This is a genomic window from Anaerospora hongkongensis (assembly GCF_004339805.1).
Taxonomy (GTDB): domain Bacteria; phylum Bacillota; class Negativicutes; order Sporomusales; family DSM-15969; genus Anaerospora; species Anaerospora hongkongensis.
Map to the genome: position 1 here is coordinate 282,767 of NZ_SLUI01000004.1, position 12,681 is coordinate 295,447.

Here is a 12,681-nt window from a genome sequence, read left to right on the forward strand (position 1 = left end):
ATTGTGCTTATTCATGACTTTCTTACCGCAGCCAATAGCGACCAATGGGATAAGATCTGTCTAATTCATGGTGAAAGGCAGCTTACTTATGGAGAACTAAGAAATCGGACCGACCACTTGGCCCGCCGTCTAGCCGGGGGAATTGCACAAGGCGAAGCCGTATTGGTCCAACTGGCTGATCCGGTGGAGCAGCTGCTGTATTTTTTTGCAATAATCAAAGCAGGCGGTGCCTGCGTTCTTATCGATTCATCTGCAGGGGCTGATGTGGCGGCGGCGGTAAGGGAGCGTCATCAGTTACCGCATTTTATTGATGAGGCATTTCCTCTTCCTGCTAACGATTCCGCTTTGCCGGAGATTCATCAGGAGGATATTTTTCTTGGTGCTTTCAGCTCAGGCAGCACCGGCAGTCCAAAGTTGATTTGGCGTGACCACCAGAGCTGGTGCAGGGCATTTCCGTCCCAGAACAGAATCTTCGGCTTAAGCGGCAGGGATACTCTTTACATCACCGGCTCGCTTGTCTATACGGGCAATCTCAACATCTGCCTGCAAATGCTGGCAGCAGGCGGTACGGTCACAATTGCAGCCGGACGCATGCCGCGCCGCTGGGTGCATGAGCTGATTAGCTGTCAGGCAACCGCAATCTACATGGTGCCTGCCAACTACCGGCTGCTGCTGCAGGCAATGGATAGGCCGCTTTCTCATATTACAGCAGTTAGCAGTGCAGGTGCTAAACTGGATCCCCATACGGCAAGCCAAATGCTGCTGTTATTTCCTAAGGCCCGTATTATTGAATATTACGGGGCAAGTGAACTGGGCCATATCACTTACCAAACGGCGGCAGAGCTCATTGAGCACCCCGGTTCGGTCGGCAAAGCTTTTCCGGGTGTAACGATAACCGTTGAAGATGGGATTATCTGGGTAGAGAGCCCTTATTTGGCGCCACAGTACCGGCCTAAAGCATCGATTGGTGATTTAGGACAGCTGGACGACCAGGGATATTTATCGTTGCACGGCAGAATGCAAGGCATAATTAACAGCGGCGGGGTTAAGGTAGTACCGGAACAGGTAGAAGCTGTATTGCTGCAATGTCCCGGGATTGCCGAAGCGGCAGTGGGCGGAATTGACGATCCGATTAGGGGGCAGCTGGTATGCGCCTGGCTGGTAAAGAACCGGCCTGAACTGAAAAACCGTGATGTTCTCGCTTTTTGCCGGGAAAGAATGTTTCCCCATTGCTGTCCCCGGAAAATCATTTTTATTGATGCTATGCCGCTTACGGCCAGCGGTAAGGTTGACAGGAAGCGCTTGCAAGAATATACGGCAGATTAAAAAATCGTTATGGACTTATCCATAGAAAGCATAAGGAGGTTGTATGCGCAGCCGTGAAATGGAACTGCTGCTGCCGCAGCGAGACCCTTTTTTATTTGTTGATGAGCTGATTTCGGCTGATAGCCGCGAAATTACCGGTGTCATGACCTATGATACGGCTTTTCCTTTTTATCAGGAGTATGTGCCGGGTAAGAAGACTGTCCCGCCAACGCTGTTGATTGAAGCATTGGTACAGTGCGGCGGGGCAGGAGTGAACAAACTGGGGATTACGGGCAGAGAACTGTGGGGCTTGGCCGCATTGGAGAAGGTTCGGTTTTTTGCGGCTGTCAGCCCGGGTTCGAGCATCAAAATGGTCGTTCAAAATCACAAGCTGTCCAGCCGTTTGATCAAGCAGTCTGGAGAAAGTTTCTGCAATGGCAGGCGCATTCTCCGGGCAACCTGGTTTTGTCTCAAGCTGAATGCAGCGTTACGGTAAGACTTTCAAATTGCCTATCCAGAAATATTCTGCTAGAATGGAATTGCTGATTATAGGGGAGGCAATTTATATGAATAGGATTGTTAAGGAAGTATATGAGTGGGTTTACTCAATAACGATATCGCTGGCAATTGCGCTGTTCGTCCATATTTTTATTTTCCAACCAACCAAGGTGGTGGGGCAGTCGATGGAGCCCACCTTGCAGGAAGCTGATTATCTGGTGGTTTCCAAATTGTCGCATACGTTCAAACGTCTGCCGGAGTACGGTGATATTGTCATTATTGACAGCCGGGTGAACCGCGACAGGGATTGGAAGGACGATGTTGCCGAGCCGGTCAACAATTACCTGAGTATTTTTAAAGGGCAGGCTTCTTTAAGCCATGATGTCTGGGTAAAACGTGTTATCGGCAAACCGGGTGATAGTATTACTTTTCAGGATGGTAAAGTTGTCCGCAACGGACAAGTGCTGAATGAGACGTATACAAAAGAAGATATGCGTTTTTACCCTGAAAAGAAAGTGATCGTACCGGCCAATCATGTTTACGTTATGGGAGATAACCGCAATAACAGCAGTGACAGCCGGATTATCGGCCCAATACCGCTTAATCATGTTTTGGGAACAGTCGTTCATAAAATTTAAATGAAGCACTAACCCGGCCGCCTGCAAAATTTTTGCAGGCGGTTTCTTACGTTATAGGAAGAACACTCCAATTCAGGTAAATTTGGCCACTTTATGCATAAAGTGAGACAAGCCCGATTAAGCTATAGAGAGTAGCTAGTTAAGTTTTTAAAATCGAGGTGGTTTAACCTTGAAATGGAGCTATGGTTTACCCGGTGTTTCCGGTGCGCTGCCACAGCTGATGATAGTTGCGGTAGCGGCGGGGCTGTTTGCAGGAGCAGCCGTTATACTAACAGTGCCTGCACCACCGGTTAGCGAGCAAACAAAAAATGAGGTTTCCCAGCCTGTTCGCGAACCTGCCTTGCCCCAGGCTGCTCCGGCTAAAGAGGTCCGTGTTCACACTGTGACTGAAGGAGAGACCTTAAGCGGTATTGCTGCTACATACGATATTGATGTAGAAACGCTGATCAGCGCAAATCCACAGATGGAAGATGCCATTTACCCTGGTGAGGAATTAACTGTATTGCCTGGACGGGGCATATTGCATGTTGTCGAGGCTGAAGATACATTTTGGAGACTGGCCAATTTGTATGGTGTGACAGTGGAGCAGATCATGGCGGCAAATAACAAGAAGAGTGAAATTCTGTCACTTGGTGAGAAAATTTTTGTTCCCGGCGGACGTTACCGATCTGCAGAGTCTGCCTCCAGAGCCGGTGCTGCCCGCTTTGCCTGGCCGACGGCAGGAGAGCTTTCTTCGCCCTTCGGCTATCGCTGGGGCAGGGCGCACACAGGCATTGATATTGCGAATGATGTCGGGACTCCCGTTGGCGCAGCAAGAAGCGGGCGTGTGGTATTTACCGGCTGGCAGGGAGGCTATGGCTACACGATTGTAATGGAGCATGGCAATGAATATAGTACACTTTATGGCCATTTGGACAGCTTTGCCGTAAGCCAGGGGCAGTATGTGCAAGCCGGACAAACTATCGGCTATATGGGTGATACAGGCAATTCTACCGGCCCCCATTTGCATTTTGAGGTTCGCTTAGGAGGTATACCGGTTAATCCGATGCTGTACTTGAAGTAATGGTGAATGCTAATCGATAGGGCTGTCAGCTGCGCTGTTACTATGGTAAAATAGGAAGAGATCCGTAATTTACCGTCTTAAGCAGAGGTGGTTACATGAAAAAAACGGTGATCTTACTTGTTATGCTGGTTCTGGCAGTTGCTTGTGCCGCCAGCGTTGCTGCCGGCCCGGCACCTAACCTGTCTAGTGTTCAGATTGCCGGAATTGGGACAGATTCCGCCGGAAATTGGATTAAACCTGTTAATCATAGTATTTATCCCAACAAGCTGAGCGGAGACACACTGTATTTGTGTGTACAGTTTGTTGGCTATCCTAACTGGAACCTGGTTTTCTTTTACCAGAACGGATCATTAATTAATAAAAATAAGCTGGTAAATTACAAAACCACGTACATAACCACGGATGGATTTGTTAGCGGATACTGGAAATATTATTCCATTCCCCTTGCGGATCTGCCAGGGAATACTGCAGGGTCACTTGGTCAGTTCAGCGTGAAGGCTACCGGAATTCGCGGCGGTGACTACCAAGATCATGTAAACAATGTAAATATGGCAGAATGAGAATAGAGTGGGATGAGAATGCAAAGACTCTCAGATACAGGAAAAGTCATTTTTCTGTATCTGAGAGCTTTTTTATTTTAGCTGTATAGGCCTGACCGGCATCGGGTAACAATAAAGATATTATTCCCTACATGAGGAGCCTATGACCTATACGATTGCTTGTCTGATGGCGGCGTTGAGTTTTTTGATTAACAAGACCTTGCTTAAATATGTTGGCCCTAAAGTGATATTTACCTATGGACCGGCAGTGGAAGAAGCAGCCAAGACGTTGCTGGCCTGGTATTTAGGGGCGGACATTCTGGCCACTCATATTATTTTTGGACTGCTTGAGGGTTTTTATGACTGGCTGACCGTTAGTGGAAACGGCCTGAAGGCAGCAGCAAGCAGCGTAGCAGGACATACATTGTTTGGTGTAATTACAATAGTGATGATCGGGTTTACCGGATCTGTTTGGCTGGCAGTTGCCGGTGCTATTGTAGCTCATGTTGTCTGGAATACGGTTATTATCCGGCTATGTGCAAAAGGGGATGCAAAGGAATGAAGATTCACTATACCTGCGAGCATTGCGGGGAAGCCATTGATGTCATTGAAGTGGATAAAATTGATGAAGTGCGGTTTGGCTTTGATATCCTTACCGCTGAAGAGCGAAGTCAACTGATAACAGTAGATCCTCTAATGAATGCTATGTATGTACAGTCCTTGTGCGATGCCTGCATCGAGTCGCTTGGGGTAGCAGATGAGGGCTTTCGGGCCTTGGTGCCGGCAACACCGGTGCTTCACTAAGGTGAGTGCAGCGTTTAAAGAACAAGAGGCAGGTTTTTCAACCTGCCTCGAGTTTTTATTCATACGTAATGCCGTGCTGCAGATCATCTGCTGATACGGTCTCGCTGCCTACTTCGTACTTCATTTCCGTTTGCTCTGCAGACCGGGCTTCTTCTAATAAATCAGGGCTGCCGACATAGGATTTTCCCTCAATATTTTTCCCGTTCCAGAAGCTGTAAGTCTTAGTTTCCTTTGCCATACTATCACCTCCATATACATTTACTAGTAGAATTCCCTCTTGTAAACAATACATTACCGGAACATTTTACCGGCAGATTGACGGCAAAAGCAGGACCGGCTGAGGATAGACGAAGCAGTCGTTACGTGCTACAATAAAAAAGGTTTGTTGGTAAAATATAACCACATGATATATAGGCATTGCAAAGCGGCGGGCAGTTGTGTACCGGCTTTCAATGCCTGCAGGGCTTTAGCCGAAGCTGAAGCCCTTTTAGGCATTTTATATAGAGGTGCGATATGCAGCATTTATTCGAATCTTTACAGACAGATAAAACGATTAAGCAGGCTTTGGCCTGCTTTCAAGCCCGAGGAAGACAGAGCTTGGTTTATGGTATCACAGGTTCACAAAAAAGTGTGATTGCCGCAGCCGGTATGCGGGCGTCCAAGCGGCCTCTGGTAATTATTACAGCAACTAATGATAATCTTGAGCAATGGCGTACGGATTTGACGACCATGTTACCGGATTTGCCGGTTGTTGATCTGCCGGCAGCTGATATTGTAACATTTACCGCAGCGGCGAAAAGTCTGGAGTTGACGGCGCGGCGGATGGATGTCCTGGGAAGGATGGCCCGCGGCGAACGGATTATTGTTTTAACAACGGCCGAAGGTGCTGCGCAAAAAGTATTGCCGAAACAGGAATTCTTGAATAGCCAGGTTACCTTATCCGCCACTGGAGAGATTGACCGGACGGAAATATTGGAGTCTTTGGTTAAAATCGGCTATGAGCGGGTAGACCAGGTGGACAGCAAGGGGCAGTTCAGCGTCCGCGGCGGCATAATCGACGTTTTCCCTGTTAACCGTGCACTGCCTGTTCGTATTGAATTGTTTGGCGATGAAATTGACAGTATGCGTGAATTTGAAACGGTTACGCAGCGATCGGTTGATACCGTACAGCAAGTGGATATTTTACCGGTAACCGAACCGGAACATAGCGGCAGTTTAGCAGTATTTTTGTCCTATCTTTCTGAGCAGGGAACAGTTCTGCTCGACGAGCCGGCTCGCCTACGTGAAACGATAACCAAGGTAATTAAAGAAAATCCGGAAATTAAAAATAAGGTGTATAACTGGCAGAACTTAATCACTGCTTCGTACCCTTATAATGTATTGTATTTTTCGCTGCTTCTGCAAAAGACTCCGTATACCGAACCTGCAGAAGTTATTAGTATTACGGCTAAAGGGATAGCGCCCTTTCACCGGCAGATGGAATTAGTAGTGGATGAGCTGAAGAGCTGGCATGACCATCACTTTGCCACCGTCATTATGATGTCCAGCCAGGAGCGAGCCCAGACACTGCAGCAAAATCTTATCCAGCAAGGCATTTCGGCTACCGTGTCGGAAAAACTGGACACGATCATTCCAGGGATGACTGTATTGACGGTTCGGACCCTTTCGGGCGGCTTTGAATTGCCTCAAGCCAAATTAGTTGTGATTACCGAAAAAGATATTTTTGGCCGCCAGAAAAAGCGCATGCGCCAGCGTGTGGCAAAAGATCAGCAAATCACTTATTTTCGTGATCTTAACGTAGGAGATTATGTTGTTCATGTCAGCCATGGCATCGGTAAGTATGTCGGCGTTGAGACGTTGGAAGTAGCAGGTATTCATAAAGATTACCTGCATATTCGTTATGCCGGTGAAGATAAGCTGTATGTACCTACCGACCAGGTGAATCTGCTGCAGAAATATATCGGGGCCGAGGGAGATGTACCGCGGCTGCACAAAATGGGCGGTACTGAATGGATAAAAGCAAAGACGAAAGCAAAAGCAGCTGTTGCCGATTTGGCGAAGGAATTAATTGCGCTTTATGCCGAGCGGCAAGTACTGCCTGGTTATGCATTTGAGCAGGATACACCCTGGCAGCGTGAATTCGAAGAAGCTTTTCCGTTTGAGGAGACACCGGATCAACTGACTGCTATAGGTCAGATTAAAAAGGATATGGAACAGGCCCGGCCTATGGACCGGCTGCTTTGCGGCGATGTTGGCTTCGGGAAAACCGAGGTTGCCATCCGGGCGGCATTTAAAGCTGTTATGGGAGGTAAACAGGTTGCGGTTCTGGTTCCGACAACGGTACTGGCTCAGCAGCATTACCAGACCTTCAGCAGCCGGTTCAACGGCTTTGGACCTGCCGTCGATGTTGTCAGTCGCTTCCGCAGCACCAAAGAGCAAAAAGCAACCTTAAGCAAGGTAGCCATGGGGCAATGTGATGTCTTAATTGGCACGCACCGCTTACTGAATCAGGATGTGACGTTTAAGGATTTGGGGCTGCTCATCGTCGATGAAGAGCAGCGATTTGGTGTTGCCCAAAAAGAAAAATTAAAGCGCTGGCGCACGAATATTGATGTATTAACCCTGAGCGCTACCCCGATTCCCCGAACGCTTCACATGTCGCTGGTGGGGGCGCGGGATATGAGCATCATTGAAACACCGCCGGAAGACAGATTTCCTGTCCAAACTTATGTAGTAGAATATAGTGAAGCCATTATCCGTGATGCTATTCGGCGCGAGATGAAGCGGGGAGGACAAATTTATTTTGTTTATAACCGGGTACAATCGATTGATAAAATTTCCGCCCGTCTCAGTGAGATGCTGCCTGATGCCCGCATTGGTGTTGCGCATGGACAAATGCCGGACGAATTGCTGGAACAGGTAATGCTGGATTTTTATGAGGGTCATTATGATATTTTGGTTTGTACCAGTTTGATTGAAAATGGTCTGGATGTAGCGAACGCCAATACAATGATTGTCTATGATGCCGATCATTTCGGCTTGTCGCAGCTATATCAAATGCGCGGCCGGGTCGGACGTTCTCACCGGCTGGCTTTCGCGTATTTTACCTATAGGCGGGATAAAGTATTGACAGAGGTTGCTGAGAAGCGCCTCCATGCTATCAAAGAGTTTACCGAACTGGGTGCAGGTTTCAAAATTGCTATGCGCGATTTGGAAATACGGGGAGCAGGCAATATATTGGGTGCCCAGCAGAGCGGACATATTGTCAGTGTTGGTTTTGAAATGTACTGCCGCCTGCTGGATGAGGCAATCCACGAAACCCGGACCGGCGAGGCATATGTGCCGCAGCCGGAGCCGATACTGGAATTTAATATTGATGCCTATCTTAGCGGTGAGTACATTACTGATGCTATGCAGAAAATTGAAATTTATCAACGTATCGCTGCAGTGCGGACAGAGGAGCATGTGGCCGATTTGACGGATGAACTGATTGATCGTTTTGGCGAGCCGCCTGAGCCTGTCCTTAACTTGCTGGCAGTAGCCCGGATCAAGAATTTTGCCCGGCTGCTGGGGATGCGAACGGTACTGGAGCGCTCTGATTATGTTGAGGTTCAGTTTGCTGATAATCCGGCTGTAGATGGCCAGCGGGTGATGGAACTGCCGTTGCTGTATGCTGGCAGAGTATCTGTCCTGCCGGGACCACCGCCTGCTTTGCGGCTGAAAAAAGCCAGATTAACAACTCCACTTTTGGAGTGGGTAATAAAAATATTTTCCGGCCTTGCCGGAAAACCCGCGAATTTGGCGGAGAAACAATAATTTGTCCCTGCTACAGTTAATGAATAAATTGACGGATGGAGATATATACTATCATTGAACTCAATTGTCAAAAACTGTAGAAAAGGGGGGATACTGGTGAAAGCGACTGGGATAGTCAGAAGAATTGATGATCTTGGCAGAGTTGTTATACCAAAGGAAATTAGAAGAACATTACGGATTCGCGAAGGTGATCCATTAGAAATATATGTTGACCGCGAAGGTGAGGTAATATTAAAGAAGTACTCGCCTGTTGGCGAATTAGGAGACTTTGCAAAAGAGTACTGTGATTCACTTTATGAAGCTATCGGTCATATTGTCATGATTGCTGATCGTGATAATGTGGTTGCTGTAGCTGGTGCATCGAAAAAAGAATTCCTGAATAAGCCGCTTGGTGCAGCTGTTGAGAAGGTAATGGAAGACCGCAAGTCAGTGCTCATAAACAACCCGGGCGAATACAAGCACGGTAAGGCTTGTGTAACTGAGTGTGAAGAAGACGAGGTTTGCAAGTTTACCGCTGAAGTAATATCTCCGATTATTGTAGAAGGCGATGCCATCGGAGCAGTTATTATTTGCTCAAAACAGTCTGGTGTTCAAATGGCTGATATGGAAGTCAAACTAGCCGAAACTGCAGCAGGATTTTTAGCCAAGCAAATGTCACAATAATTCACGAGACAATGGTTAGTTAAGTAGCGGACAACGTTCGCTACTTTTCTATTTATCTTTTCCGATATGGTTCGTGCTATATTTCACTGTACCGAACAGGTAATTTTTGCTATAATATTAAATGCCTTTTTTAGCATTTATCTAAGGCGGGTTGAACTTAGAGGGAGAGGACTGACTTTGAGTAAAGATACATTTTTAAGAGGTGCGTTCATTCTGACGGCGGCTGGGATCATCGTCAAAGTCATTGGTTCGGTTAACCGTATCTTATTATCCCGCCTGCTGGGCGGTGAGGGAATAGGCCTGTATCAAATGGCTTATCCTATCTATTTACTGGCTCTTAGCGTGTCTTCCGCCGGTATTCCTGTCGCGATATCCATTATTGTTGCCGAGAAAATTGCCCGTAGTGATTATCGGGGAGCGAACCGCGTATTTCGCATTTCCCTGTTTGTTCTGGCGATTACCGGTATTCTGTTCACTTTTCTTCTTTATTTCGGTGCCGGGTGGCTGATTGAACACCACTTTGTACGCGATTCGCGTGCCTATTACGCGATTGCTGCTCTTTCCCCCGCGATTTTTTTCGTGACCGTACTGTCGAGCTACCGCGGCTATTTCCAGGGGCTGCAGATGATGACGCCAACAGCAGTTTCGCAGATCTTTGAACAATTGCTGCGCGTTATTACGATGATTGTGTTTGCGTATATGCTGCTGCCGTACGGATTAGAATATGCTGCGGCCGGGGCGAGCTTTGGTGCCGGTCCGGGTGCTGCCGCGGGACTGCTGGTGCTCTTGTATTACTACTGGAAACAGCGCCACGTAAGGCAGTACCAGATTGATACGCAGCCTGATTTGAAGCAGGAATCCAGTTACAGTATTGTTTCGCGTATTGTGAAACTGGCCCTGCCGGTTTCCTTAGCCAATATTATGCTGCCTGTTGTTTCGAATATCGACCTGCTGATTGTTCCTGCCCGGCTGGAAGCGGCGGGCTACACGGTAGAACAGGCTACGGAATTATTCGGTTATCTTACCGGGATGGCAGTAGCTTTAATTAACCTGCCGACAATCTTAACAGCCTCCCTTGCCGCCAGCCTGGTGCCGGCAGTTTCGGAAGCATTTACCCTTGGTGACAGGCAGCGCATTTTTCAGCGGACTGCTACGGCTATGCGGATATCGAACTTTATTACCATCCCGGCTTTTGCCGGAATGTGCCTATTGGCAACACCAATTTCGCAAATGCTCTATGGAACACCCAATGCCGGTGTATCGATTGCCATCCTTTCCGTGGGGATTGTGCTGCTTGGCATTCACCAAGTCACTACCGGCGTTCTGCAAGGGCTTGGGCATACGGCTATTCCATTGATTAATATGGTAGTATCTGCTGTTGTTAAAGTAATACTAAGCTGGTGGCTGACCGCTATCCCCAGCTTAGGCATAAAAGGCGCAGCATGGGCTACCAATGCCGACTTTGGCGTGGCCGCACTCTTAAATATGTATTTTGTTTACCGCTATATCGGTTTTAGTATTAATATAAAAGACACGGTGAAGACTGTTATTGCGACTATAACGATGGGGGCCGCCGTATTGCTGACTTATGATACCGTGATGACCCACACTTTCCACAATACGCTGTCCACCCTGATCGCGATCGTTGTCGGCGGCAGTGTTTACGGTATTGTATTGCTGATGGTTGGCGGCATTAGCGAGCGGGACATTGAACGGATGCCTCGCATTGGCGGCAAAGTGGTTGCAGTGCTGCAAAAAGTCGGTCTGTTGAGGAGAAAGTAAAATGTCAGAAATGCTGCAAACAAATGCAATAACGGGAGCGGTCACCATTGTTGGTCTGGGACCGGGCTCCTTCAACCTGCTTACTGTCGAGACCTGGGATATTCTGCGTGCAAGCAAGTCTGTTTTTTTGCGTACAGCAAAGCATCCTACCGTAGAGGAACTGCGCCGCCGGGAAGTATTATTTTCCAGTTATGATTATTTATATGAAGAAAAAGCTGATTTTGAGGAAGTGTATCACTCAATAGCCGTTGACGTTATCGAGCGGGCTGCAAAGGGCGAGCAAGTGGTTTATGCTGTTCCGGGCAGCCCTCTGGTAGCAGAAAGAACGGTAGGTCTTGTTCGGCAAATGGCTGCTGTACGGCAGGTACCAGTGCGGATTATTCCCGGGATGAGTTTTCTGGAGGTATTGTACGCCAGGCTGGAAATCGATCCAATCAGCGGTATCACCGTGCTGGACAGTGCCGATATTGATCAGCTGCCGCGAGGCATCAACACGGCGCTAATTGTTACGCAGGTATACAGCGGGCAGGTGGCATCCGAGGCAAAGCTGGCTTTAATGGAACTGCTGCCTGATGATTATGAGGTGCTGCTGATTCGCAATCTGAGTCTCGAAGATGAGGAAATAAGGCCGATTGCCTTATACGAACTGGACCGGCAAAGTGATATTGACCATCTTACCAGTTTGTACGTACCGGCGCGGGAACATCGGGCTGCTGAATTTTCCCTTGACCCGTTAATCGGGGTTATGGCACAACTCCGCAGCCCTGATGGCTGCGTGTGGGATTTGAAGCAGACCCATGCCTCGCTCAGGCGCTATATCGTGGAAGAAGTGTATGAAGTATTAGAGGCTATTGATAACGAAGATGCAGAGGCCTTGTGCGAAGAACTGGGGGACGTATTGCTGCAGCTGGTTTTTCATGCCCGGATCGCCGAAGAGTGCGGCGCTTTTACCATGCAGGATGTAGTTGATGAGGTGACCGGCAAGATGATTCGCCGGCACCCGCATGTTTTTGGCAGTATAACTGTACAGGATGCGGCGGAGGTTGTACTCAACTGGGATCAAATAAAACAGAAGGAAAAAGGAGCAGCACGCAAATCGGTGCTTGATGGGGTTTCGCCTGGACTGCCCAGTTTAATGCGCTCTTTTAAAATTCAGGCAAAAGCCGCTAAAGTTGGTTTTGACTGGAATAATATCGGACCGGTTTGGGACAAACTAGTAGAAGAGTGGCAAGAATTAAAAGAAGCGGTTACGGTAGGTGATAAAGAAGCGACAGAAGGTGAATTTGGTGATTTCCTTTTCGCTGCTGTCAATTTGGCCCGTTTTCTCCAAATTGAACCTGAGACAGCGCTTAACCGAACTAATAATAAATTTATCAATCGTTTTTCCTATATTGAAGGCAAAGTGAAGCAGCTTGGATTAGCCTGGAAAGACCTGGACCTTGCTAAGCTTGATGAATTCTGGGATGAAGCCAAGGCTTTGGAAAGAAAAAAACAGTAATTTTTGGTAAAGGCAGAAGGAATAAAATTATGAATAGCGAATATGCTATTCGTAATGTTTCTGACAAGGAGGATA

The 12,681-nt window shown here is 47.8% G+C and carries 12 protein-coding genes; 11 read left to right on the forward strand and 1 reads right to left on the reverse strand.

Annotation, left to right across the window (positions count from 1 at the left end; genetic code table 11):
- Positions 1 to 3 precede the first annotated feature (3 nt).
- The 7 genes from EV210_RS07850 to EV210_RS07880 all read left to right on the forward strand — a co-directional run bounded on the left by EV210_RS07850 (position 4) and on the right by EV210_RS07880 (position 4,847).
- A complete protein-coding gene (locus EV210_RS07850) occupies positions 4 to 1,326 on the forward strand; it encodes a class I adenylate-forming enzyme family protein (RefSeq protein ID WP_243650468.1) in 1,323 nt (440 codons plus the stop codon).
- A 43-nt stretch (positions 1,327 to 1,369) separates the two neighbouring features.
- Positions 1,370 to 1,801 (forward strand): 3-hydroxyacyl-ACP dehydratase FabZ family protein, encoded by a 432-nt coding sequence (locus tag EV210_RS07855; protein WP_132078128.1) that lies wholly within the window; start codon positions 1,370 to 1,372, stop codon positions 1,799 to 1,801.
- Positions 1,802 to 1,871: 70 nt separating this feature from the next.
- On the forward strand, positions 1,872 to 2,441 hold the full coding sequence (lepB, locus tag EV210_RS07860; RefSeq protein ID WP_132078130.1) for a signal peptidase I: 570 nt from the start codon (positions 1,872 to 1,874) through the stop codon (positions 2,439 to 2,441).
- A gap of 169 nt (positions 2,442 to 2,610) precedes the next feature.
- Positions 2,611 to 3,504: a peptidoglycan DD-metalloendopeptidase family protein gene (locus tag EV210_RS07865; RefSeq protein ID WP_243650469.1), complete on the forward strand. Its 894-nt coding sequence runs from the start codon at positions 2,611 to 2,613 to the stop codon at positions 3,502 to 3,504.
- A 95-nt stretch (positions 3,505 to 3,599) separates the two neighbouring features.
- Positions 3,600 to 4,064 carry a DUF4879 domain-containing protein gene (locus tag EV210_RS07870; RefSeq protein WP_132078132.1) on the forward strand — a complete coding sequence of 155 codons (465 nt, stop codon included), beginning with the start codon at positions 3,600 to 3,602 and terminating at the stop codon, positions 4,062 to 4,064.
- Between the two features lie 142 nt (positions 4,065 to 4,206).
- The gene (locus tag EV210_RS07875) at positions 4,207 to 4,605 is read left to right on the forward strand and encodes a hypothetical protein (RefSeq protein ID WP_132078134.1); all 399 of its coding nucleotides are present in this window, start codon (positions 4,207 to 4,209) and stop codon (positions 4,603 to 4,605) included.
- Positions 4,602 to 4,847: an anti-sigma-F factor Fin gene (locus tag EV210_RS07880; RefSeq protein ID WP_132078136.1), complete on the forward strand. Its 246-nt coding sequence runs from the start codon at positions 4,602 to 4,604 to the stop codon at positions 4,845 to 4,847. The genes EV210_RS07875 and EV210_RS07880 overlap by 4 nt, the downstream gene beginning before the upstream one ends.
- Positions 4,848 to 4,902: 55 nt before the next feature.
- Here EV210_RS07880 and EV210_RS07885 read toward each other — a convergent pair whose 3' ends face one another.
- On the reverse strand, positions 4,903 to 5,085 hold the full coding sequence (locus EV210_RS07885) for a hypothetical protein (RefSeq protein WP_132078139.1): 183 nt from the start codon (positions 5,083 to 5,085) through the stop codon (positions 4,903 to 4,905).
- 275 nt (positions 5,086 to 5,360) lie between these two features.
- Here EV210_RS07885 and mfd point away from each other — a divergent pair, with 275 nt between their 5' ends.
- The 4 genes from mfd to yabN all read left to right on the forward strand — a co-directional run bounded on the left by mfd (position 5,361) and on the right by yabN (position 12,606).
- Positions 5,361 to 8,663, forward strand: a complete 3,303-nt coding sequence (gene mfd / locus EV210_RS07890) for a transcription-repair coupling factor (RefSeq protein ID WP_132078142.1) — start codon at positions 5,361 to 5,363, stop codon at positions 8,661 to 8,663.
- 96 nt (positions 8,664 to 8,759) lie between these two features.
- On the forward strand, positions 8,760 to 9,326 hold the full coding sequence (spoVT, locus tag EV210_RS07895) for a stage V sporulation protein T (RefSeq protein WP_132078145.1): 567 nt from the start codon (positions 8,760 to 8,762) through the stop codon (positions 9,324 to 9,326).
- Positions 9,327 to 9,503: 177 nt separating this feature from the next.
- On the forward strand, positions 9,504 to 11,108 hold the full coding sequence (locus EV210_RS07900; RefSeq protein WP_132078147.1) for a putative polysaccharide biosynthesis protein: 1,605 nt from the start codon (positions 9,504 to 9,506) through the stop codon (positions 11,106 to 11,108).
- Between the two features lies 1 nt (position 11,109).
- Positions 11,110 to 12,606 (forward strand): bifunctional methyltransferase/pyrophosphohydrolase YabN, encoded by a 1,497-nt coding sequence (yabN, locus tag EV210_RS07905; RefSeq protein ID WP_243650470.1) that lies wholly within the window; start codon positions 11,110 to 11,112, stop codon positions 12,604 to 12,606.
- Positions 12,607 to 12,681 lie beyond the last annotated feature (75 nt).